The organism is Parapedobacter sp., from assembly GCF_053550995.1.
Genome location: NZ_JBMQOC010000031.1, coordinates 1 through 21,471, shown reverse-complemented (window position 1 = coordinate 21,471; position 21,471 = coordinate 1). Strand labels below are relative to the sequence as shown.

General features: G+C 49.6%; 26 protein-coding genes. 16 read left to right on the top strand and 10 right to left on the bottom strand.

Translation table 11 applies throughout. The features are described 5' to 3' along the window. Positions 1-33: 33 nt before the first annotated feature. Positions 34-1,131, top strand: a complete 1,098-nt coding sequence (locus tag ACO1NT_RS04955) for an AI-2E family transporter (RefSeq protein ID WP_449047320.1) — start codon at positions 34-36, stop codon at positions 1,129-1,131. 9 nt (positions 1,132-1,140) lie between these two features. On the opposite strand, the gene ACO1NT_RS04950 is transcribed toward ACO1NT_RS04955, so the two are convergent. The 5 genes from ACO1NT_RS04950 to ACO1NT_RS04930 form a co-directional block, all read right to left on the bottom strand. Continuing rightward, positions 1,141-2,100 carry a DNA topoisomerase IB gene (locus tag ACO1NT_RS04950; protein WP_449047319.1) on the bottom strand — a complete coding sequence of 320 codons (960 nt, stop codon included), beginning with the start codon at positions 2,098-2,100 and terminating at the stop codon, positions 1,141-1,143. A gap of 55 nt (positions 2,101-2,155) precedes the next feature. After that, positions 2,156-2,404, bottom strand: coding sequence for a hypothetical protein (locus ACO1NT_RS04945; RefSeq protein ID WP_449047318.1), 249 nt, complete (start codon positions 2,402-2,404; stop codon positions 2,156-2,158). 9 nt (positions 2,405-2,413) lie between these two features. Next, positions 2,414-2,611, bottom strand: coding sequence for a hypothetical protein (locus tag ACO1NT_RS04940; RefSeq protein ID WP_449047317.1), 198 nt, complete (start codon positions 2,609-2,611; stop codon positions 2,414-2,416). Positions 2,612-2,631: 20 nt separating this feature from the next. Beyond that, the gene (locus tag ACO1NT_RS04935; protein ID WP_449047316.1) at positions 2,632-2,994 is read right to left on the bottom strand and encodes a response regulator; all 363 of its coding nucleotides are present in this window, start codon (positions 2,992-2,994) and stop codon (positions 2,632-2,634) included. Between the two features lie 130 nt (positions 2,995-3,124). Continuing rightward, a complete protein-coding gene (locus tag ACO1NT_RS04930) occupies positions 3,125-3,409 on the bottom strand; it encodes a hypothetical protein (protein ID WP_449047315.1) in 285 nt (94 codons plus the stop codon). 125 nt (positions 3,410-3,534) lie between these two features. Here ACO1NT_RS04930 and ACO1NT_RS04925 point away from each other — a divergent pair, with 125 nt between their 5' ends. The 14 genes from ACO1NT_RS04925 (at position 3,535) to ACO1NT_RS04860 (ending at position 14,972) form a co-directional block, all read left to right on the top strand. Beyond that, a complete protein-coding gene (locus tag ACO1NT_RS04925; RefSeq protein WP_449047314.1) occupies positions 3,535-4,455 on the top strand; it encodes a glucose 1-dehydrogenase in 921 nt (306 codons plus the stop codon). Positions 4,456-4,488: 33 nt separating this feature from the next. After that, positions 4,489-4,686, top strand: a complete 198-nt coding sequence (locus ACO1NT_RS04920) for a hypothetical protein (protein WP_449047313.1) — start codon at positions 4,489-4,491, stop codon at positions 4,684-4,686. A 351-nt stretch (positions 4,687-5,037) separates the two neighbouring features. Further along, on the top strand, positions 5,038-6,381 hold the full coding sequence (purB, locus tag ACO1NT_RS04915) for an adenylosuccinate lyase (protein ID WP_449047312.1): 1,344 nt from the start codon (positions 5,038-5,040) through the stop codon (positions 6,379-6,381). A 64-nt stretch (positions 6,382-6,445) separates the two neighbouring features. Next, positions 6,446-7,000 carry a NifU family protein gene (locus ACO1NT_RS04910; RefSeq protein ID WP_449047311.1) on the top strand — a complete coding sequence of 185 codons (555 nt, stop codon included), beginning with the start codon at positions 6,446-6,448 and terminating at the stop codon, positions 6,998-7,000. After that, the gene (locus ACO1NT_RS04905; protein WP_449047310.1) at positions 7,000-7,686 is read left to right on the top strand and encodes an arylesterase; all 687 of its coding nucleotides are present in this window, start codon (positions 7,000-7,002) and stop codon (positions 7,684-7,686) included. Before ACO1NT_RS04910 ends, ACO1NT_RS04905 begins: the two co-directional genes overlap by 1 nt. Positions 7,687-7,780: 94 nt before the next feature. After that, positions 7,781-8,626: a transketolase gene (locus ACO1NT_RS04900; RefSeq protein WP_449047309.1), complete on the top strand. Its 846-nt coding sequence runs from the start codon at positions 7,781-7,783 to the stop codon at positions 8,624-8,626. Positions 8,627-8,763: 137 nt separating this feature from the next. After that, positions 8,764-9,717 (top strand): transketolase family protein, encoded by a 954-nt coding sequence (locus tag ACO1NT_RS04895; protein WP_449047307.1) that lies wholly within the window; start codon positions 8,764-8,766, stop codon positions 9,715-9,717. Positions 9,718-9,747: 30 nt separating this feature from the next. Next, positions 9,748-10,293 (top strand): RNA polymerase sigma factor, encoded by a 546-nt coding sequence (locus tag ACO1NT_RS04890; RefSeq protein WP_449047306.1) that lies wholly within the window; start codon positions 9,748-9,750, stop codon positions 10,291-10,293. A gap of 33 nt (positions 10,294-10,326) precedes the next feature. Then, the gene (locus ACO1NT_RS04885) at positions 10,327-11,022 is read left to right on the top strand and encodes a hypothetical protein (RefSeq protein WP_449047304.1); all 696 of its coding nucleotides are present in this window, start codon (positions 10,327-10,329) and stop codon (positions 11,020-11,022) included. Between the two features lie 2 nt (positions 11,023-11,024). Continuing rightward, positions 11,025-11,501: a hypothetical protein gene (locus tag ACO1NT_RS04880; RefSeq protein ID WP_449047303.1), complete on the top strand. Its 477-nt coding sequence runs from the start codon at positions 11,025-11,027 to the stop codon at positions 11,499-11,501. 20 nt (positions 11,502-11,521) lie between these two features. Next, positions 11,522-12,721 carry an aspartate aminotransferase family protein gene (locus ACO1NT_RS04875; protein ID WP_449047302.1) on the top strand — a complete coding sequence of 400 codons (1,200 nt, stop codon included), beginning with the start codon at positions 11,522-11,524 and terminating at the stop codon, positions 12,719-12,721. Positions 12,722-12,822: 101 nt separating this feature from the next. After that, positions 12,823-13,359 (top strand): RNA polymerase sigma factor, encoded by a 537-nt coding sequence (locus tag ACO1NT_RS04870; protein ID WP_449047300.1) that lies wholly within the window; start codon positions 12,823-12,825, stop codon positions 13,357-13,359. A 22-nt stretch (positions 13,360-13,381) separates the two neighbouring features. Then, complete coding sequence (locus tag ACO1NT_RS04865; protein WP_449047298.1) at positions 13,382-13,942, top strand: hypothetical protein; 561 nt, start codon at positions 13,382-13,384, stop codon at positions 13,940-13,942. After that, positions 13,929-14,972, top strand: a complete 1,044-nt coding sequence (locus ACO1NT_RS04860; protein WP_449047296.1) for a hypothetical protein — start codon at positions 13,929-13,931, stop codon at positions 14,970-14,972. The genes ACO1NT_RS04865 and ACO1NT_RS04860 overlap by 14 nt, the downstream gene beginning before the upstream one ends. Before the next feature lie 36 nt (positions 14,973-15,008). Here ACO1NT_RS04860 and ACO1NT_RS04855 read toward each other — a convergent pair whose 3' ends face one another. Then, the gene (locus ACO1NT_RS04855) at positions 15,009-16,121 is read right to left on the bottom strand and encodes a hypothetical protein (RefSeq protein ID WP_449047295.1); all 1,113 of its coding nucleotides are present in this window, start codon (positions 16,119-16,121) and stop codon (positions 15,009-15,011) included. A 115-nt stretch (positions 16,122-16,236) separates the two neighbouring features. On the opposite strand from ACO1NT_RS04855, the gene ACO1NT_RS04850 reads away from it, so the two are divergent. Beyond that, positions 16,237-16,815 carry a thymidine kinase gene (locus ACO1NT_RS04850; protein ID WP_449047293.1) on the top strand — a complete coding sequence of 193 codons (579 nt, stop codon included), beginning with the start codon at positions 16,237-16,239 and terminating at the stop codon, positions 16,813-16,815. Between the two features lie 122 nt (positions 16,816-16,937). Here the strand turns inward: ACO1NT_RS04850 and ACO1NT_RS04845 are convergent, their stop codons facing one another. From ACO1NT_RS04845 to ACO1NT_RS04830, 4 genes are all read right to left on the bottom strand, one after another. Next, complete coding sequence (locus ACO1NT_RS04845; RefSeq protein ID WP_449047291.1) at positions 16,938-17,453, bottom strand: glutathione peroxidase; 516 nt, start codon at positions 17,451-17,453, stop codon at positions 16,938-16,940. 49 nt (positions 17,454-17,502) lie between these two features. Beyond that, complete coding sequence (locus ACO1NT_RS04840; protein WP_449047290.1) at positions 17,503-18,369, bottom strand: N-acetylglucosamine kinase; 867 nt, start codon at positions 18,367-18,369, stop codon at positions 17,503-17,505. 90 nt (positions 18,370-18,459) lie between these two features. Further along, positions 18,460-19,761: a TolC family protein gene (locus ACO1NT_RS04835; protein ID WP_449047288.1), complete on the bottom strand. Its 1,302-nt coding sequence runs from the start codon at positions 19,759-19,761 to the stop codon at positions 18,460-18,462. Beyond that, positions 19,758-21,471, bottom strand: a 1,714-nt coding sequence (locus ACO1NT_RS04830; RefSeq protein ID WP_449047287.1) for an efflux RND transporter permease subunit, incomplete at its 5' end; no start/stop codon positions are given. The genes ACO1NT_RS04835 and ACO1NT_RS04830, both read right to left, overlap by 4 nt.

Genomic DNA, 21,471 nt, shown 5'->3' with positions numbered 1-21,471 from the left:
TTAATTGAAAAAATCAGGCATCATTGAGCGCCCATGTACACCAAAACCAAACGACTCGCCTACATCGCCGCGATCGCTATGTTGTCGGCCGCGGCCTTATATTTAGCCGCACCTTTTCTCATTCCCATTGTACTCGCAGCCCTACTCGCTATGTTGCTGGCACGTGTCAGCCATTGGCTAGAAAGCAAGGGCTTGGGGCGGGCAGGCTCCTCAGCCCTTGCCGTCCTGCTGTTAATCGGGGCCATCGCCATCCTTGGCGTCATCCTATCATGGCAACTGGGCCAGCTTACAAGCAGTATCGACGAAATGAAAGAACGGCTCGCAAGTGGCGCGAAAGAGTTGCGCGATTGGATAAGCAATACGATAGGTTTCAGTATTGACGACCAAAACAAAATAATTAAAGAACAAACCAACCAGGCATCGGGGCAAGCCAATGCGTTGTTGATGAGTTTTATAAATTCGCTCGCCAATGTCGTCATCAATGCCGTACTCATCGTGGTATATATCTGGTTGTTCTTATATTACCGCGACCACCTTAAGCAATTTGTTTTGCGGATCGTTCCGCAAGACAAGCGGCAAAACGCGCAAGAAATCATCCAAAAATCGGAAGCGCTTTCGGGCCACTACCTTACTGGCTTGTTCAGCATGATTGCCATGTTATGGGTGATGTATGGCATTGGGTTTTGGATGGTCGGATTACAGGGGGCCCTACTTTTTGCCATCATCTGCGGGCTCCTGGAAATCGTACCCTTTTTAGGGAATCTCTTAGGCAACCTTATTGCCGTTTTTGCGGCACTTGTGCAGGGTGCCGATTTGGGAATGGTCATTGGCATCATTGCGGTATACCTTACGGTACAGTTTTTACAAACGTATGTGCTAGAGCCGCTGGTGGTAGGCCAGCAGGTGAATATCAACCCGCTGTTCACCATCATGGGTTTGGTGGCTGGAGAATTCCTATGGGGCATAGCGGGGATGGCGCTCGCCATTCCGATTATCGGCATCGTGAAGATTGTCTGCGATAATGTGCCGGGTCTTCAAGCCTACGGCATGCTGATCGGGCCAGCAAACCCACCCAAAAAGAGATCATCATTCATCCACGTATTTAAACGTAAAACTGCCCGAAGCAGCTGAGTGAAGTTTTTACCCGGTGACGTGTTCCAAGAAAGCCAATAAGCCCTGTTCCGTTTTTTTCGTGGTGAGACGCTCACCATTTCGTAGGGTTGTCAGACACCGTGTTAGCGTGCCATCTTTATAGGCTTGGACAATGCTATCGGGCACATAATACTGTTTACAGACCGTGCGCGTATTCCCCAACCGTTGGGACACCCGATCCAATACCGCCAAGATGTTGGCCTGGCATTCCTGTTCGCTGGCGTGCGCCCCGCAACGGGCGAAAAATCGGAAAGCCCAAAAGCTGGCATACCAGGTCCGGTAATCTTTTGAAGAAAACGACAAACCGGCGTGCTGTTGGATATACGTATTGACGTCTTTGGACTGCAGCCTGCACAGCAGCCCATCGTGTTCCGTGGCATACTGAAACAAATAAGTTCCCTTTAATTGAGTCAATGCCACCAGATGGTTTGCTAATCGGGTACTTCTTATGCCAATTTCCTGTCGCACCCCTTTCTTGCCCTTAAACCGAAAGACAGCCTCCCCTCCCGAGATACTGACGTGTTTCTTTTTGAGTGTGGTCAATCCATGGCTGCCGTACCGGCGAAGATACTGGTCATTACCGATACGGATCAACGTTTCTTCTGTCGTCTTTAAAGCAATGGCGATTACTTTTTCTTTCGTCAACGCGTGGCGTCGCATATCCGTTGCCATCCGTTGCCTTAAACGGGGCAGGGCTCTTCCAAATGCAACGATCCTTTTCAGTTTCTTGCCCTGCCGCTCGCTGGTCCATTCGGGGTGGTAGAGGTATTGTTTCCGGCCGAGTTCATCACTGCCAGTAGCTTGGAGATGCCCTTTTTTACTGGGGCTTATCCACACATCCTTCCATCCGGGCGGGATGGCCAATGCACGGAATCGCGCCAGCTTACCTGTATCCGTAATCCGGTTTCCGGCGGGGTCTGTGTAATAGAAACCACGCCCGCACCGCACCCGACCATAGCCTGCAACTACGTCTAATAAGTAACGAAGCTTTATACGTTTGCGCCTAGGGATTGGTTTCGTTTTCGTGCGTTTGGATGAAGTCAAGTCCTTCTTGTGTAATTTCTAGCATAGCGTTGCCAAACGATGTATGGTCTTTCATCTCAAAGGCCACCAATAAACCAGCGGCCTCCAGCTCCCGGGCTGCCTCGCGCATCGCCACGGGATCGACATCCAACTCCTCGGAAAATTTATGAATGGATCCCGTAGACCATCGGCCCAATGCGTGCAATAGTTGCCAAGCGTGGTGCGTCATATAGGTGCCTTACTGCTCTCCCCGAGCCATCCGACCCTGTGCCTGGCAAAAAAACAATGCAAGTTTTAGGTTTTCAAGCATCCGCACCCGCGACTCCTCCTGACCTTTATTATCGCTGATGCTGTCCTCTTTTACCTTTTCATAAAGAATCTCGCCTTGGTGACCAGTGCCCCGCGCTGGTCTGCCATTTAATTTTACGCTCTTCATATATTTATTTTCCACAACAGTCACTCGGTTGGATAATGATTATTTACAACGTCGATCACATCATATATCTCAAAAGGCTTACGGATATAGGCGTTAGCGCCACAATGTTCCGCGATATTGTCGATCTCACGAACAGCCGAAATCATAATAATCGGTATGTTCGCGGTCTTCTCATCCGAGCGCAGCTCCTTACAAAGGCTACTGCCCCAACACCAACTAAGCCCCTCGTCCATTAATATAAGGCCAATATCGTTATCTTTTAATAGCCTGTGCATCGCTTTTCCACTATCGGTAAGCACTTCATAATCTTCAAATTGCATGATTTCCGCAACGATATCCGCCATGTCCGGGTCGTCTTCGATATACAAAATTTTTTTCCTCATCGGGCGCCTATAATGGTCAATATTCAGTTGATAAATTTAACTAATTAAGTTTACTCAATTAAACTGGCTACCGTTATCATCATAACGCTGTGTATCCAAAAAGATTGTACAAACGTATTCATATAATGTTTTACCTATGTGATGTTTTTGTATACTTACGAAGCTTATCGTTACTTTTGTTCACATCCGTTTGCAATCGGTTTCCTTCACCCGGCTTGATGGTGCCGCGCGACTCGCCTCTTCCTTCAGGTACCGTATTGAGTTGTTCGTCTTGCGCATCGATACCTGCCTCATAATTTTTTTGCGGTTCTTTATCTTTCAAATCGTCTCGTACCCGGATAAGGCTATCGTTCTTCTTCCGTCGTAATTTTTCCTTGCCGGCCGTGAGCGAAGCATTTTCTTTCTTGATCGCCATCTCTTAATTGTTTGCCTTCGCAATAGATGACAATTGGTAGCGATAAAATGTTTAAAAAATCTCAAACCATCATTAGACCGGATTGTTAGCCCCTTGCAGTGCAGCGTAATTAAGATGTAATTAACATGGCTTCAGCAACGAACAAACAAAAAAAAGGCAACATGGCATCCGGTGAAGATCCTGCCAATAAATATCCAAAGCCCCCATTTCCAAAAGCACCGCAAGATGTGCCTGGCACCGAAAGCGCAATGAACCCAAAAGCGGACCATGGAGAGCAATCGTACCAAGGCAAAAATCGATTGTTAGGCAAAGCGGCCATCATCACCGGTGGTGATTCGGGTATTGGTAAGGCGGTTGCGATTGCCTTTGCTCGTGAAGGAGCCGACGTACTCATCTGTTACCTGGATGATGTAGAAGACCGGGATGCAGAAGATACGGTAAAATATATCAGCGATGCGGGACGCAAGGCTATCGCCGTGAAAGGCGACATCAGCTCAGAGGCACATTGCCAGAAAATCATCGACACGGCGCTCGATAAGTTTGGCAAAATCGACATTTTAGTCAATAATGCCGCCTACCAGATGTCTCGCGAAAAATTGAAGGATATTCCCGCATGGGAATGGGAAAAGACATTTGCGGTAAATATGCACAGCATGTTTTACCTTTGCAAGGCCGCAGAGCCGCATATGGCCGCCGGTGGCAGTATCATTAACACCACTTCGGTAAACGCCTACGAACCCAACCCCACCTTGTTACCTTACGCAGCTACAAAGGCAGCCATTCAGAATTTCACATCTAACCTGAACCAAATGCTTTTGGAACAGGGGAAAGGCATCCGTGTCAACGCGGTGGCACCCGGCCCGATTTGGACACCGCTGATCCCGTCTACCATACCCGACCATGAGCATTTCGGCGAAAACACCCCGTTTGGACGTCCCGGACAGCCTGTGGAAGTCGCTCCGGCCTATGTCTTCCTCGCATCCGATGAGGCGAACTACATTTCAGGCGCGACGCTTCCCGTTACCGGTGGACGCATCACGATATAATGAATACATTTAAGTCAAATTAACAAAATGGATATGAAAGCGTTAAAATTAATGTTAGCCTGTGGCCTATTGGCCGGAATAGCCTCTTGTGGAAACCCCAACAATGGGCGCGATGACATGGACGGGGCCGATTCACTATTCAGCGATTCCGTTGCAACTGATTCGGCGACTTGGGACACAACGGAAGATACGTTGCAAACCGATTCGCTGCCAAGCCCATCCTTTCCTTAAAACCTGCGTTCGATTATTCTTTGTTGCTCAGAACGCTTTGAAAGGGTCAGCTTCAACTGAGAACGACGACGGAATAGCGGGCTATTTCGAGGAGTTTTCAGGAAGAAGATGACGGTTTCAAAGTGAAAGACCGGCAGGGCTAACCCAATAAACTCGCTATGCAGCGTTGCCTTTCGCTTGGCTTATCCCGATAAGCCTGCACAAAGGTGCCTTGCCTATCGAAGTTTATTGAATTTCTGAGCCGACAAAGAATAATCGAACGCAGGTTTAAAGGGCGCCGATGGCGGTTAAGTTGCGTCGTATTTTCGCAATTGGCGCGTCAAATAGTTACCTTTGCACAAAAGTAATTATATGACGTTATCATCACTGACCGCTGTATCTCCGGTAGATGGCCGCTACCACCACGCAACCCAGGAGCTAGGCGACTATTTTTCCGAATATGCGCTCATCAAGTATCGTGTGTTTGTGGAAGTGGAATATTTCATCAGTCTTTCGGAATGCGGTATACCGCAACTGCAGCATTTTGATGGAAGCCTCAATGCGAAGCTCCGTGATATTTATAGGAACTTCAGCTTAGCCGACGCACAGTGGATCAAAGCCAAGGAAACAGAAACCAACCACGATGTAAAAGCCGTGGAGTACTTCCTAAAAGACCGGTTTGAAACGCTCGGGCTAACCGACTCCTTAGAATTCATCCATTTCGGGTTAACGTCACAAGATATCAATAACACTGCGTTACCGTATGCCTGGAAAGAGGCGCTTTCCAATGTATACATCCCTCAGCTTAGCGCATTCATCGCCGCGTTGGAACAACTAGCGACCGAATGGGCGGAGGTGCCCATGCTCGCCCGTACGCATGGCCAACCTGCATCCCCTACCCGGTTGGGTAAAGAGATAAGGGTATTCATCGAGCGATTGAATAATCAGTTACATCTGCTCGAACATATCCCCCACGCCGCCAAATTCGGCGGGGCAACGGGCAATTTCAATGCACACCATGTGGCCTACCCTCATCTAGATTGGGTTGCTTTCGGTAATTCATTCGTGAACGATACATTAGGGTTGCACCGATCGCAAACAACGACACAGATTGAACATTACGATCACTTCGCGGCCCAATGCGATGCATTGAAACGTATCAACACCATTTTGACGGATATGTGCCGCGACATCTGGACGTACATCTCGATGGATTATTTCAAGCAGAAGATAACGAAGGGCCAGATTGGCTCTTCAGCCATGCCCCATAAAGTCAATCCGATCGACTTCGAAAATGCCGAGGGAAATCTGGGCATTGCTAATGCGCTGTTGGAGCACTTCGCTTCTAAACTTCCTATATCGCGCTTGCAGCGCGACCTCACGGATTCCACCGTACTCCGCAATACCGGTGTGCCGATGGCCCATACACTTATTGCCATCAAGTCGGCCGCAAGGGGGCTACAAAAGCTCATCCTCAATGAGCGCGCCCTGAAGGCCGATCTGGAACAAAATTGGGCGGTGGTGGCCGAGGCTATTCAGACCATCTTGCGGCGCGAAGGCTATCCCAAACCCTATGAAGCGTTGAAGGCGTTGACACGCACCAACGACGGGGTTACCCAAGCTACCATCGCAGCTTTTGTAGAGACCCTGAACGTGGGTGACGAAATAAAATCCGAGTTGAAGGCCATAACGCCCTGGAATTATACCGGCGTATAAGCTTTGACGGTTTGCTGACCCTAATTTCGGGGAAATATTGATATTTTTGTAAAAACGACAAAAAATGGCAACAATAAACGTATATACCGAATACACTCCCAACCCGGCAACCATGAAATTCTTGGTCAATAAATTGTTGATCAATGGGAGTTTGGATTACCCTGACCGGGAAAAAGCGCAGGAGTCGCCATTTGCCCGTGAACTTTTCAAGTTCAATTTCGTGAATGGTGTATTCTTTGCCAGCAATTTTGTCACCATCACCAAAACCGAAGATGCCGAGTGGGAGGACATCGAAGCCATCTTGAAAGACTTCGTCAAGGGCGCGGTAGAGTCGGAGTTGAAAGTGCAGGAAGTGGCTAAAGACGAAGACGTCACCTTTGAAGGATCGGAAACCGAGATCAAGATCCAGCAGATTCTACATGATTACGTGAGGCCCGCCGTTGAGCAAGATGGTGGTGCCATTAGCTATGTCGCTTTCGAGGAAGGACGGGTGCTGGTTGAGCTACGCGGCTCATGCAGTGGCTGCCCCTCTTCCATGATTACGCTCAAAGCCGGGATAGAAGGCCTCCTCAAACGCATGGTACCCGAAGTACAAGAAGTAGTAGCTGAAGCCATGTAATGATGCTTTTCAAACGGCAAATCGTTCTAAGCGTCTTTCTCTTGGCTGCCGCCTGTGGCAGCCCGTCTAACCAGGCAACCCAAGGAGATACCGAAAAGCCCCAGGAATCGGCCACTTCTTTAATGGAAGAAGAGACGAAAAACATCCTCTTTTTCGGGAACAGCTTAACGGCCGGATATGGCCTTGAAAGTCAAGAACTCGCCTTTCCGGGCATCATACAACGGCGGATAGACTCTCTTGCTCTCCCCTATCGGGTCATCAACGGCGGATTGAGCGGCGAGACGACCGCGGCCGGAAAAGAACGGATCGATTGGCTCCTACGCGAAAAAATTGACATCTTCGTGTTGGAGTTGGGCGCCAATGACGGACTACGGGGTATACCTACCGATGAAACGGCCAACAATCTACAAGCCATCATCGATAAGGTGAAAGCGAAATATCCCGCCTGCCAAATGGTACTTACGGGAATGATGGTGCCTCCCAGCATGGGCGGCGATTACGGAAAAGCTTTCACGGCAATATTTCCGGCGCTGGCCAAAGAAAACGACATGGCGTTTGTGCCCTTCCTGTTGGCCGACGTGGCCGGAGAGGCCGACCTGAACCAACAAGACGGGATCCATCCCACTGAAGAAGGCCATCGCATCTTGGCCGATCATGTATGGGAGGTGTTGGAACCGTTGCTCTAAAAGTAAGCATGCCAACCACCGTCGCCGTTCACTACAAATCTCATAATTAATCCTTAACTTTAGCGCCAAAATCGTTAATAACCACTTTTTTATAATGAGCGAAGAAATCACCAAATTAGAACAAGTTGCATCACAAGTAAGACGAGACATCGTCCGGATGGTCCACGCCTGCCAATCGGGGCACCCAGGTGGGTCGCTTGGCTGTACGGATTTTTTCGTGGCCCTGTATTTCAGCGCCATGGAACGGAAGGCCGGATTCGACATGGATGGCATTGGCGAGGATTTATTTTTCCTTTCCAACGGACATATCTCACCCGTATTCTACAGTACACTGGCCCGGTCAGGTTATTTTGACATAAGCGAACTGGCTACTTTCCGCAAAATCGATTCGCGGCTCCAAGGGCACCCCACCACGCACGAAGGGCTACCGGGCATACGGATTGCTTCCGGGTCATTGGGCCAGGGGCTTTCGGTGGCTATCGGAGCGGCACGCGCCAAAAAGCTCAACGACGACAACCATTTGGTATACGTGTTGATGGGCGATGGCGAACAACAAGAAGGCCAGATTTGGGAAGCCGCCCTATATGCACCCTACAACAAGGTAGACAACCTTATCGCCACCATCGATTATAACGGCCAACAAATAGATGGTGCTACGGACCAAGTGCTGTCACTGGGCAATCTGAGAGCCAAATGGGAAGCATTCGGTTGGGATGTTCTAGAAATGAACGGCAACGTCATGACCGAGGTGTTAGCAGGGCTGGCCGATGCCAAATCGCGTACTGGCAAAGGGAAACCGGTCATGATTCTCATGAAAACGGAAATGGGTAATGGTGTGGACTTTATGATGGGCTCGCACAAATGGCATGGCGTAGCCCCTAATGATGAGCAATTGGCTTCAGCGCTTTCCCAATTGGAAGAAACGTTGGGCGACTATTGATGAGACGTTAGAAAATGTATGTCTCATGTCTCACATCTCATATCTTAAAAACAATGAAACCGGCATGGTTTTCAAATCACACAGGGGAATGATTAAACCATGACCGCTTCATCGCCATGGAAGAAAAATTTAGACAGATGAAAAAATACACATATACAGATAAAAAGGATACCCGTTCAGGCTTTGGCGCGGGATTATTGGAAGTAGGCAAAAAAAACGACCAGGTCGTGGCACTCTGCGCAGATTTAGTCGGCTCACTCAAGATGAATGACTTCATCAAGGAATTTCCGGAACGTTTTTTCCAAATAGGTATCGCAGAAGCCAACATGATGGGCATTGCGGCAGGATTGACCATTGGGGGGAAGATCCCATACACCGGCACGTTTGCTAATTTCTCTACCGGCCGTGTGTACGACCAGATTCGCCAATCGATTGCTTATTCCGATAAAAACGTGAAAATCTGCGCGTCCCACGCGGGTTTGACACTGGGTGAGGATGGTGCGACCCATCAAATCCTCGAAGACATCGGATTGATGAAAATGCTGCCGGGGATGACGGTCATCAATCCGTGCGACTATAACCAAACCAAAGCTGCTACCATCGCCATCGCCGAGCATCACGGTCCGGTTTACCTGCGCTTCGGTCGCCCAGTAGTACCGATCTTTACCGATCCGAACCAAAAGTTTGAAATCGGCAAGGCGTGGATGGTGAACGAGGGTGCCGATGTGAGCATCTTTGCCACCGGCCACTTGGTGTGGGAAGCCATCCAAGCTGGTGAGCAATTGGCCGAATTGGGTATTGATGCGGAAATCATCAATATTCACACCATCAAGCCATTAGACGAAGAAGCGGTATTAAAGTCTGCCGCTAAAACCAGGTGTGTGGTCACTGCTGAGGAGCATAACCGACTGGGTGGGCTCGGCGATAGTATTGCACAGGTACTGGCAAAAAATAATCCTACCCCGCAAGCGTATGTCGCCGTGGATGACAGCTTTGGCGAAAGCGGTACCCCGGCCCAGCTTATGGAAAAATATGGATTAAATGCTGCCAATATTGTAGCTGCCGCACAGCGGGTAATCAAACGTAAGTAAAACGTTAAGGCCAAACGCCGCGCATACAAGATGGAAGATGCCCAAATACTAGCGAACTTTGCAGATAAGCACACGCGGGATGAGGCATTTGGGCAGCTCCTGAAAAAATATCAGCAAAAGATCTATTGGCATGTGCGGCGTTTGGTTATCGACCACGATGATGCGGACGATTTAGTACAGGAAATATTCATCAAAGTATGGAAAAACCTGGATAATTTCAGGGAAGATGCACAGCTATATACGTGGTTGTACCGTATCGCCACCAATGAATGTATCACCTTCCTGAATAAAAAGAAGCAACGGCATCAAGTGTCGCTCGACGATGAGAGTTCGGCATACCTGGCGGAGACGCTGACCGATACCACCTATTTCAACGGCGACCAGGCACAGTTGAAACTGCAGCAGGCCTTGCTTACCCTGCCCGAGAAACAACGCATCGTGTTCAACATGAAATATTTTGATGATCTTAAATACGAAGAGATATCAAACATTCTGGGTACCAGTGTAGGCGCATTAAAAGCATCTTACCACCTAGCGGTAAAGAAAATAGCCCACTTTTTTGAAGAAAACGATTAAACCTTCACGTAACAAAAACATCTAAGGAGTACCATGAAGGAAAAACACACATACCACCACGTCAACGCTTCGGGCGAACTGCCTGGGGTATGGCGTGCGAACCCGTATACCGTGCCCAATGGTTACTTTGAAAATTTGCACCTGCGGACCCTCCAATCATGCAAAAATACGGACAATGCCGCAAGTGCGTTCGGTATTCCTGATGGTTATTTTGAACAATTAGCAGACAGCATAACCGCGAAAATCGCTGAGCAAACGTTGCGAACCATGGTGAAGCATTCGGGATTCGTTGTACCGGACGACTATTTTAGCACGTCGGCACAACGGCTCATTGCCATCCATAAAATCAACGAACGCGTAAGCGACACCGGCTTTACTGTCCCCCAGCATTATTTCGACACGCTGCCAAACCGGGTCGGACGCCAAACGCATCAGGCCGCGCCGGTTATACGTACGCTCCGCCCAAAATGGGTGGCCTATGCGGCTGCCGCCAGCGTCGCATTGGTGCTTGGATTAGTCGGCATGTTTAGATTCGCTCAAGATACGCCCGAAACCAAAAGCCCCTTGGCCTCGGTGTCTGACGAGCAAATATTTGATTACCTGGAGCTTTACGGCCCACCAAACGATATGATTTATATCTCCGAGCAGCTCGACGACTTTGATGAGCAAAGCATCGGCGAAGGGATTAGCGAGGAAGATATAGAAGCATACCTTAATCATACGTTGTAACAATGACCGTCGCAAAATCATTTCATCTCATCGCATTAGCGCTGTTGCTTCCTGTCACCATAGCCGTGGCGCAGGAAAGCAGGGCCGAGCGCTTTGAACGAATAGAGGCGGAGAAAATCGCGTTTATCACCAAGGAACTGAACCTGACACCCTCGGAAGCACAAAAGTTCTTTCCGGTGTATAATCAATACCATCGCGAAATTTACAAGCTGAAGCAAGAACGGCGTTCAACGAAGCGGCTAGGCGGTAAACCGCAGTTAGAGCACAACAAAATACCCGGCAACAATTTCAATCGTACCGACCGCGATGTCTTGGCTTTCGATGCCAAGGAGCTAGAGGTAAAGAAAATATACCGGAACCGCTTCGCCGCGGTGGTTGGCCAGGCCCGTGCGTCGCGCTTTTTTGAGGTTGAAGAGGAGTTCAGGAATTACCTGCTCCGCGAATTGCAACAACGGCGGCGCGACCGCGACCATCCATAAAATATTCCGTAACTTTGCATATGCTTAGTAACCGGCAGCTTTTCCTCGCTAATACCGCGCAGACATCTGATTCACCCCGCCTTATTGAAATAGACCGTGCAGAAGGGGTCTACCTATATGGTCCGAACGGCGAACATTACATCGACTTGGTTTCCGGCTTCGCCGTTAGCAATATCGGTCACCGCCACCCGCGGGTACTTGAAGCGGTAGCCAACCAACTCGACAGGTTCCTACATGTCACTGTATGGGGCGAATTTGTACAAGCGCCACAGGTAGCCCTGGCAACCCAGCTCCTTGCGGTCCTCCCTGAGCGCTTCGATTCGGTCTATTTTACCAATTCGGGTACCGAAGCGACCGAGGGCGCCATGAAAATCGCCAAGAAGTTCACTGCACGGCGCCGCATCATCGCTGCCGAAAAGGCATATCACGGCAGCACCCAGGGAGCGTTGAGCCTAATTGGCAACCCCGAGTACCACCGGGCATACGCACCCTTGCTACCCGACATCGATTTTATCCGCTATAATGACCAAAGCGACATCGCCAAAATCGATTGCTCCACTGCTGCCGTTATCCTCGAAGCAGTACAGGGCGAAGCCGGCATATGCGTTCCGAATTTATCGTACATGCGTGCCATACGCAAGCGTTGTGACGAAACGGGCACCTTACTCATTTTCGACGAGATCCAAACCGGATTCGGCCGCACCGGAGAATTATTTGCCTTCCAGCACTACGGCATCGAACCGGATATCCTGCTGCTCGCAAAAGGCATGGGTGGCGGCATGCCCATTGGCGCATTCGTGGCCAACAAGGCTGTCATGGACGTAATCAAAGACAACCCTATGCTCGGCCATATCACTACCTTCGGTGGTCACCCGGTAAGTTGTGCCGCTGCGTTGGCATCGCTCAATGTTATTCTCAACGAACATCTCGTTGACGATGTAGAACGGAAAGCCCAGTTGTTCCGACAGTACTTACAGCATCCCGCAATCCGCGAAATCAGGGGTATCGGCTTAATGTTATGTATCCAGTTGGATACGTTCGAACAAGTAGCGGGGGTGAGTAAATATTGCGCAGAAAATGGCGTCATTATCGATTGGTTTCTGCATTGCGCCACCGCGCTACGCGTTTCCCCTCCGCTTGTCATCAGCGATGACGATATCGCCAAGGCCTGCCAAACAATTTTGAATGCGCTCGACCACGACGAGGGCGGTAAACCTTAACCAAAACCATCTCAATTAGGCGCTTCATTTATTTTTATCCTCCATGCAACATTGGCCGGACGACCTGCGTCTATTGGACAAAAAGAAGGGAAGAAAACTCGTTGGAAGCCTCATTCACCGATAAACATTACGAATTGGTAGTGGCCTGTAAACTGGGCGACCGCCAATCGCAGTTTAAATTGTACAATTTATACGCAAAAGCGATGTATAATACCGCCCTGCGTATCGTACAAGATGAGGCCGAAGCCGCCGACGTATTGCAGGAGGCGTTTATCGATGCCTTCTCCCGTCTAGATAGTTTCCGCCAAGAGAGCACGTTCGGTCTTTGGATGAAGCAAATCGTGGTAAATAAATCGATATCGACGTTACGCAAACGGAAATTGGAGTTGCAACCGCTTGAAGTAGGTGAAGAACTGGCAGATGAGGAAAACAGTGAGAGCGATGTCGAACTGCAGGTTACAGCCATCAAGCAGGCCATCAACAGATTACCGGATGGTTACCGGTTGGTGCTCACGCTTTATCTGTTGGAGGGGTATGACCACGAAGAAATCGCCCATATCCTACGGATCAGTGAAGCGACGTCGCGCAGCCAATACCTCCGCGGAAAGCGGAAACTATTGGATTACCTAGCAAATTGAGTGGACAAGTATAGGAGCTGATATGAAAAAGGACTTGAAATCATTCATTCACGAAAACAGGGAGGCATTTGACGATGCTACCCCACCCTTACACCTTTGGCAAGGGATTGCCGGAGCGTTGGATGAACGGGACCTCCGGAACACCAAGGTGCGGGGTGGAAAAGGGGCATGGATTACACACGTGTTAAAGGTAGCGGCCCTCACCTTCCTAGTGGGTACGATAGGGATGCTGATTTACTTTTATGGCAAAAGGGAAGCCTACCTCGACTATAGCCGCGTAAATCCCGATTTAGCGGCTGAACAAGCGGTATATGCCCGGTTGGTGATGCAAAAAAAAGATTCAATCGCCTATATTGCCACATCGAATCCCGCACTATATGGGGAATTCTCCAAGGCGATCGATCAAATGGAGTCAAATTACGATATGTTGAAACAAGAGTTTGCTAAAAGCCCCAATCGAGAGCTAACGTTAGAAGCCATGATACGCAACCTCCAAGCACAGATCGATATACTCAGTCAGCAATTGGACGTATTGAACTATATCAATGACTCAAAAAAACAGACCGGCGATGAACAGATTTAAAGTATATCTAGCACTTTCGATGCTGCCGGTGTCGCACCTCGGCCCCACCGTGTGCGAGAACATGCCCTTGCAGGAAACCCACCAAATGGATTGGCAGCGATTCTTGGAGCCATCGGAAATCTTAGGGCATTTCCTTTACCAAAAGGAACGGGTAACCGAATACTCCTACCCCATTAATAGCCGCCAATCCGTCCATGTCGATAATCGCTATGGTAAAATCACCATCAATAATTGGGCAAAAAATGAGATCAAGGTAATTGTCACCGTACGTACCGCCGAAAACTCCGAACGACGGGCGCAGGAGGCGCTGGACCGCGTCCGTATTGACCAATCTCGTTCCAGTAATACCATCTCCTTCAAAACCGCTATTGAGTCGAGCGATTCGAATTGGTGGTCTATGCTGACGAGCGGCACGGGAGACCGTACACTGCGCGTAGATTACGATATATACCTCCCCAAGAAAAATGACCTAGCCCTCGCAAACCGCTACGGTGCTATCGAACTAGCGGATCGCGACGGTCAGGTAGATGTATCGGTCAGTTACGGAAGCCTGCATGCCGGCCGTTTGAACGGTCTGGACAACTCCTTATCCGTGGCCTATTCGAAAGCGGATATTGAATACCTCAATGAAGGGGCTGTTAGTGTTCGCTATGGTGGATTCACCTTATCCGAAGCCGAAAAACTCACGCTCGCAATGAGCTCCAGCGGCGGTAAAATCGGAAAAATAAACCGACAAGCCAACATTAGCTTGCGTTACAGTGGTGGGTTTGAAATGGGCCTCGGCCCTTCCATACAGAAAGCGAGCGTAGCAGCGTCTTATTCCAACATCCACATTCGGCCATCGACCGATGCTGCCTTTAATTTCGATGTTGCGGTGAGCTATGGTGGGTTTGACTATGACCACAACCGCATCAATATCGGTAGCAAATCGGAAAGCCATACCTCCGCCAGCTACTCCGGCTACTGGAACAAGGCGGTAGATAACGTCGTCAGCATCAGCGCACGGTATGGTGCGGTCAGTTTAAAATAGATGGGATGCTAGTAGATGGGATGCTAGCAACGTCCGTTAGCCGAACCGCTTCCGCAAAATCGCATACAGTTTATCCACCGTTTCCGGCTTGTCGGCCCAATTATTCTTCCGGGCATAGTTCGTTTGCAAGAAACCGTCGGCAGATGCAAAATCGTCATACCTATTCAGCAACTCGATCGCTTCGCTATAGGCTAAACTATATCCATTGAAAAGATCTTTGATAAAAAGCAGCTTATCGTTAAGGCTAATGGCCGACTTGATATCCGAAATCCGCTCACCATCACCCCCCGTTGCCATGAGTGGATTACCGCCACTTGCCTTCCGTTGCGCGGAGAGCCGCTCGTTGAGCGAAAGTGGCCGTGCTGGCTTCGCTTCGTTGTCCGAAGGTGCCGGTGGTACATCGGCAGCTTCGATTTCAACCGCTTTTTCTTCGATGACCACCTGTTCTGAGATGGCCTCATCTTGCCCCTCCATCACCACATTCCCTTCATCTGCTTCCGCCACGTCCATTTCTTCCGCAACGGGCTCATCATCAGACTCAGCTTGCGGGTCCTCCATGCGCCCCTCGACAAGGGACTCTTCGGCTACCTCGCGATCCTCACGATGCGCCTCAATCGGTTCCGGTTCTTCTTCCACCTCGGCGGCATCATCGTCGTCCACCGTGGCATCGTCACTTTCATCGGGTGCATCGTCACTTTCATCGGGTGCATGGTCACTTTCATCGGGTGCATGGTCACTTCCGCCATCCCCTTTCCCACTGTCATTATCCGGAATATCCATATCGATATCCGCATCTTCAGCTTCCATGTCGTCTGCCGCTGGCGTAAAGGCCTCCACATCTTCCGTCGCAGGCGTGAAAACAACCGCTTCCGGCGACGCCACTTCGGCACCAGTGTCCATATCTTCATCAGACGGATCGCCATCAATGGCCTCGGCTTCTTGTACGGGTACTTCGGCCGCCCCGCTCTCGGCTTTCCTTAATTTATTATAGACGGCCACATTAGCTGCAAAATAATTTACCGTAGCCTCAAAAAGATCGGTCTCCAAGCCATTGCCCGTTACCGTATCGTTTTCCAAATCGTCAAATTGGTTGTTAATCTCTTTCAGTAAATCCGCTATTTTTTCTAAAACCTGCTGTTTTGTTGCCATGCTGTTTAAACGTATGCCGATAAAATGATGAGTCAAAATTAACATTTAATTCTGATATTAGCGGGCTTCATAGCGACAATTAATTGGGTTTCCGTATATAACAACGATACATACCATGCTTTTTTCAGAAGACCGATTGGTGCATAGAGATACTTATTATGGTAGCATCGAAGTAATCTGCGGATCGATGTTCTCGGGCAAAACCGAAGAACTCATCCGAAGGGTGCGGCGTTCGCAGCTCGCCAAGCTACCGGTAGAGATCTTCAAGCCTGCCATGGATACCCGATACCATCAAACGGATATTACATCGCACGATAGCAACCGTATTTCCTCTATATCGGTAGAGCATTCGTCTACCATCCTGCTTCTGGGTAGCGCCGCCAAGGTGGTTGGTATCGACGAGGCACAATTCTTTGATGATGAATTGCCGGATGTATGCACGAAATTGGCCAACGCGGGGATTCGGGTAATCGTAGCCGGTTTGGACATGGATTTCAAAGGGCAACCCTTTGGCCCCGTACCGGCCCTCATGGCTATCGCCGAACACGTGACCAAGGTACACGCCGTTTGTGTGCGCTGCGGCGCGCCCGCCAACTACTCCTACCGGCTCACGCAAGATGACCGGCAACCGCTCTTGGGCGAAAAAGAAAGCTATGAGCCTCGTTGCCGCACGTGCTTCTTCGGCAGTAAATGATTAACGTTATAACCTGCGTTCGATTATTCGTTGTCGGCACAGAAATCCAATAAACTGTCGTTCCCCGTTGAACCTGACCCTTCCAAAGCGTTCTGAGCAACAAATAATAAGCGAACGCAGGTTTATAATTTATCGACGATGGCGTCGCTCATTGGCTCCACCTTGGAGCGGAAACGGTGAATGAGATGACCATGTTCATCGATCAGGAATTTTTCGAAATTCCATTTGATTTCACCGGTAAAATCAGGGTTATCCGCGGCGGTCAGATAGGCGAACAGTGGTGAGATATCCTTCCCTTTGACGCTGCTTTTTTCGGCCAGCAAAAACGTAACGCCGAAATTCTTTTCACAAAACCCTTTAATTTCTGTGTTACTACCGGGCTCCTGCCCTCCAAAATTATTAGCGGGAAAGCCAATGACCACCACTTTATCACCATATTTTTCCGACAATTCCTGCAACCCTGCGTATTGCTTGGTAAAACCGCATTCCGAGGCGGTGTTGACCAACAACAGCTTCTTCCCTTCAAATTGGGATAGGTCGACTTCCTTTCCATCAATCGACGTGACGGTAAACTGATATACGCTCTCTGCAGGAGCGCCCATCAGCATTGCACCTACTATTAAAATAGCTACCTTCATGTGTTAAAAAATTTAATGTTATACTTCTTGTTCTAAACCGCTGATATACTCAAACGTGTATTTCGTAGTTCTTCTCGCGTTGGATGATATAGCTAAACAACTCATTTATCGGGCGGTTCAACACTTTACCCATCTTCACGCCGCGCTGCTCACATACCTCCCGCAACTGTTCGATGAAAAAATAAGCTATCGACCCTACGAAATGGCATACATAGTCGCCGTGATCAGGAAACGGCTTTATATTCGTCGTAATGAACTCGGTAAAACCTTTCTTGAGTAGTTCGTCTATGAAAGGATGGTCGCTGTAAGCCGACATAAATAACGCAAATGAGGCAAGGTAAGCGTTGGGGGTAGCCCGCTGATATACGTTTTTGATAACAATTTCTTTGTTAAGCCGGTATTTTGCCGCAAATTCGGCGGCAAGGCCAGCCGGCATCGACCCATACAAAAATTGGGTTACCAATTGCTTACCAAACCAAACACCCGACCCCTCATCGCCAAGCACATAACCAATTCCCTGTTGTGTGGGGAGCACCTCCTCCCCATCGAAGAAGCTAACGTCAGAACCGGTACCCAATGTTGCGATGTACCCCTTCCTGTTGCCGCATGTCGCATAGGCGGCGCCAACCAAATCCGTCTCCACCGAAATAAATGCATTCGAAAATAGCTGTGACAATGCGTTGGAGACCATTTCACGCCTATCCGGGCTGGTGCAACCCGACCCGAAGAAATAAACTTCCGTTACCTGTTCCGCATGGGGAAGGATTTCGTTTGCATTCTGGATAATCTTCGCAATATCCTTTTCGTTCACAAAAAAGGGGTTCAGTCCTTTCGTTGTAAATGCCAACCGCTTGCCATCGGGAAGTGCCAGCATCCAATCCGATTGTGATGAACCGCTATCTGCTACTAATATCATGGCATCATCTTTATTGTATAGCTCAATTCGGGATATCAAACTTAACTAAAGTTGCGTTCATATGCAACAACAATGCCGCAAAATAAGCATTCAGTCCGCCTCAAGTACGCCGGCTATCTGTTTCAACGTTATTTCTGCCAGCTTTGCCTGGTACTGGGCCGTACTATAACGGGTGCTGGCATCCACAAAGTTACGCTGCGCTTCACGGAACTCCACAGGGGCAATACTTCCCAATTTAAATTTTTCCAGCGTAATGTCCATATTCTCCCTGGCAATGTCTTTGTTCCGTTCCTCCAGTCGCACCAGCTCCAGGTTCATCAAATACGTTTGGTATGCCGCGAGTAGCTGCGCATCGATTTGCTCCTCGATCTTGTCCACTTCGATTTCGGCTGCATCCAGCATCAATTCGGCATTCCGCTCATTCCTACGCTGCAAAAACCCGTTGAAAATATTCATCGACGCGGAAATACCATAATTGAATCCGTTATTGCGCGATTGCGTGGAAAAACCCAATTCCGCTGCGGAGCGCGAACGCGTATAGGCAGAAGAAACACGCACTACCGGATACCGCTCGCCCTTAACGCGCTTCAATTCCAACTGGCTAATCCGATGGTTTACCAAGGCCGACTGCAAGGCGGGGTTCAGCCGTTTTGCCTGTTCCGCTAACGTTTCGTAATGCAGGTCGCTGGCGATTAAGATAGTGTCTACAACGCTGAAATCGATGTTCACGTCGCGTGCCAGCAGCTCATTGAGCCTGATTTGCGTGGTTCGATAAAGGTCGCGTTGCCGCAGTAAATTCGTCGTATCCGTATTCAGGTCAACACTGGCCGCCAACACTTCCAATTTAGAGGCCCGTCCAATCTGATACCGGTTTTCAGCCGTCTGGTGGCGAAAGGCAGACAACTCCAAGGCGGTCTGCGTAGCCTTGATGAGTTGTTGTTGCTGCACCAGATCGAAATACCCGCTTACCACCTCGTACACGGTCGATAAAATGGCAGCTTTCAAATCGGCCTCACCCAACTTCCGCAGTGCTTGGAGTTGATCATAGCGGGTAAACATCTGGAGACCATCGAAAATCGTCCAATCCAAACTTACGCCGTATGCCATCGACCTGCTACGGGCCCCACGGAGCGCGCGGGTTTCGCCACTCAGGAGCGTCTGCGTAGTGTTTTGGATACTCGCTGCCGCAGAAACATCACCGCTGACGGATGGCAGCATGCCAGCATTACCGATGTCCACATTGTTGGCGGCCACATCGGCATCCTTCGCCACTAACCGGATGTCGTAATTATTCTCCAGTGCAATAGCCACTGCTTCTTCCATGGTGAGCACCGGCTGACCGATGGCCAGCACAGGAATGAAAAACAACGCAGCAATAGTCAATCTCTTCATAACGAATGTTCACCAGCCATTACTTCACCCTCTACGCGTTTCGCTTCTTCCAAATCGGGGTTGGGTTTATATTCGCGCGACCACATCGCATATACGGCTGGAATAATATATAAAGTAAGTATCAGCGAAAATAGGGTACCGCCCACAATAACCACTCCCATTCCGATGCGGCTGGTCGCCGCTGCGCCAAAAGCCATGGCAATGGGCAATGCACCCAGGGAAATGGCCAAGCTCGTCATGAGGATCGGGCGCAGCCGCGCCTCTGCGGCTTCGATAATCGCCAGCCGGACCGGCCGACCGCGTTCTTTGAGTTGGTTGGCAAATTCGACGATGAGAATCCCGTTCTTGGTTACCAGCCCAATGAGCATCACGGTACCGATCTGGCTAAAGATATTCCACGATTGTCCGGTTAACCAAAGGGAAAGCATCGCGCCGGCTACGGCCATGGGCACGGTAAGGATAATGATAACCGGGTCGAGGAAACTTTCAAACTGGGCCGCAAGGATTAAGTACACTAATAACAGCGCTAAGCCGAAAGCAAATAGGGCGTTTGAGCTACTTTCCTGGAAATCGCGGGATTCACCGCCCAAGTCGGTCGAAAAGCTGTCATCGAGCACCTCATCTGCGATACGATCCATGGCGTTGATACCATCTTCAATGGTGTATCCACGCGCCAGCGACGCAGAAACCGTCGCCGACATAAACCGATTATTATGGTACAGCTGGGGTGGGCTGCTTTGCTCAACCATATCGACGAGGTTATCCAGTTGGATCAGTTCGCCGGTACTACTCCGTACGAAAATCGTTGCCAGATCGAGCGGCGAGCTTCTATCCTGATCAGAGAACTGGCCAATGACCTCATATTGCTTGCCGTTCATCAGGAAATACGCAAAACGCTGTCCGCTCAGCGAAAGCTGCAAGGTCTGTGCTACATCCAATACGGATACGCCTAAACTTTGCGCCTTATCCCGGTTGATCGTCACATTTAATTCGGGTCGATTGAACTTGAGGTTGACATCGACATTCGCGAAGGTCGGGTCCGCCGATGCCCGATCCATAAACGCAGGTATTTTCTCTTCTAATTTACTGAAATTGGGTGCTTGAATGATGTATTGGATGGGCATGCCCCCTCTTCTGCCCACCGATATGGTAGGCTGCTGGGAAATAAAGGTGCGTGCTTCGGTGTATTTCCGGGTCTGTTTTGATAACGTTTCGGCAATCTCGTCCTGCGAACGCTCCCGATCTTCCGGCGGTACCAAACCAATACGCATCATGCCCGTGTTGGCGCCCCCCGCCCCACCCCATGAAGGTGAGGTGTTGACCATGTTGACTTTTTTCTCTGGAACGGAATCGTTTACCAATTGAATAAGCTCCAACATGAACCGATCCATGTATTCGAAGGTGCTGCCCTCGGGTGCCGTGATGCTCGCACGCAACAGGCTACGGTCTTCATAAGGCGCCGTCTCTTTACGCAGGTGTACCCAGAACCAGGCAATAAGTGCAAAACAAACCGCCAAAATGGGGAAACTTACCCATTTGGCGCGCATGAAACGCTTTAGCGATTGCGCGTAGCCCGTCGTCATCTTCACGAAATAAGGCTCCGTAGCGGTGTAAAACCACGAATGTTTTGCCCCCCGGTGCATCAAGTAAGCATTGAGCATGGGCGTAAGGGATAGCGATACGAATGCAGAAATCAATACGGCGGCCGCG

Coding starts and splice junctions, on each gene's coding strand:
- ACO1NT_RS04930 (WP_449047315.1), bottom strand. CDS start 3,409: ATGGCGATCAAGAAAGAAAATGCTTCGCTCACGGCCGGCAAGGAAAAA.
- ACO1NT_RS04920 (WP_449047313.1), top strand. CDS start 4,489: ATGAAAGCGTTAAAATTAATGTTAGCCTGTGGCCTATTGGCCGGAATA.
- ACO1NT_RS04955 (WP_449047320.1), top strand. CDS start 34: ATGTACACCAAAACCAAACGACTCGCCTACATCGCCGCGATCGCTATG.
- ACO1NT_RS04850 (WP_449047293.1), top strand. CDS start 16,237: ATGCTTTTTTCAGAAGACCGATTGGTGCATAGAGATACTTATTATGGT.
- ACO1NT_RS04890 (WP_449047306.1), top strand. CDS start 9,748: ATGGAAGATGCCCAAATACTAGCGAACTTTGCAGATAAGCACACGCGG.
- ACO1NT_RS04945 (WP_449047318.1), bottom strand. CDS start 2,404: ATGACGCACCACGCTTGGCAACTATTGCACGCATTGGGCCGATGGTCT.
- ACO1NT_RS04865 (WP_449047298.1), top strand. CDS start 13,382: ATGAAAAAGGACTTGAAATCATTCATTCACGAAAACAGGGAGGCATTT.
- ACO1NT_RS04880 (WP_449047303.1), top strand. CDS start 11,025: ATGACCGTCGCAAAATCATTTCATCTCATCGCATTAGCGCTGTTGCTT.
- ACO1NT_RS04895 (WP_449047307.1), top strand. CDS start 8,764: ATGAAAAAATACACATATACAGATAAAAAGGATACCCGTTCAGGCTTT.
- ACO1NT_RS04840 (WP_449047290.1), bottom strand. CDS start 18,369: ATGATATTAGTAGCAGATAGCGGTTCATCACAATCGGATTGGATGCTG.
- ACO1NT_RS04900 (WP_449047309.1), top strand. CDS start 7,781: ATGAGCGAAGAAATCACCAAATTAGAACAAGTTGCATCACAAGTAAGA.
- ACO1NT_RS04940 (WP_449047317.1), bottom strand. CDS start 2,611: ATGAAGAGCGTAAAATTAAATGGCAGACCAGCGCGGGGCACTGGTCAC.
- ACO1NT_RS04855 (WP_449047295.1), bottom strand. CDS start 16,121: ATGGCAACAAAACAGCAGGTTTTAGAAAAAATAGCGGATTTACTGAAA.
- ACO1NT_RS04860 (WP_449047296.1), top strand. CDS start 13,929: ATGAACAGATTTAAAGTATATCTAGCACTTTCGATGCTGCCGGTGTCG.
- ACO1NT_RS04925 (WP_449047314.1), top strand. CDS start 3,535: ATGGCTTCAGCAACGAACAAACAAAAAAAAGGCAACATGGCATCCGGT.
- ACO1NT_RS04875 (WP_449047302.1), top strand. CDS start 11,522: ATGCTTAGTAACCGGCAGCTTTTCCTCGCTAATACCGCGCAGACATCT.
- ACO1NT_RS04885 (WP_449047304.1), top strand. CDS start 10,327: ATGAAGGAAAAACACACATACCACCACGTCAACGCTTCGGGCGAACTG.
- ACO1NT_RS04845 (WP_449047291.1), bottom strand. CDS start 17,453: ATGAAGGTAGCTATTTTAATAGTAGGTGCAATGCTGATGGGCGCTCCT.
- ACO1NT_RS04835 (WP_449047288.1), bottom strand. CDS start 19,761: ATGAAGAGATTGACTATTGCTGCGTTGTTTTTCATTCCTGTGCTGGCC.
- purB (WP_449047312.1), top strand. CDS start 5,038: ATGACGTTATCATCACTGACCGCTGTATCTCCGGTAGATGGCCGCTAC.
- ACO1NT_RS04910 (WP_449047311.1), top strand. CDS start 6,446: ATGGCAACAATAAACGTATATACCGAATACACTCCCAACCCGGCAACC.
- ACO1NT_RS04935 (WP_449047316.1), bottom strand. CDS start 2,994: ATGAGGAAAAAAATTTTGTATATCGAAGACGACCCGGACATGGCGGAT.
- ACO1NT_RS04905 (WP_449047310.1), top strand. CDS start 7,000: ATGATGCTTTTCAAACGGCAAATCGTTCTAAGCGTCTTTCTCTTGGCT.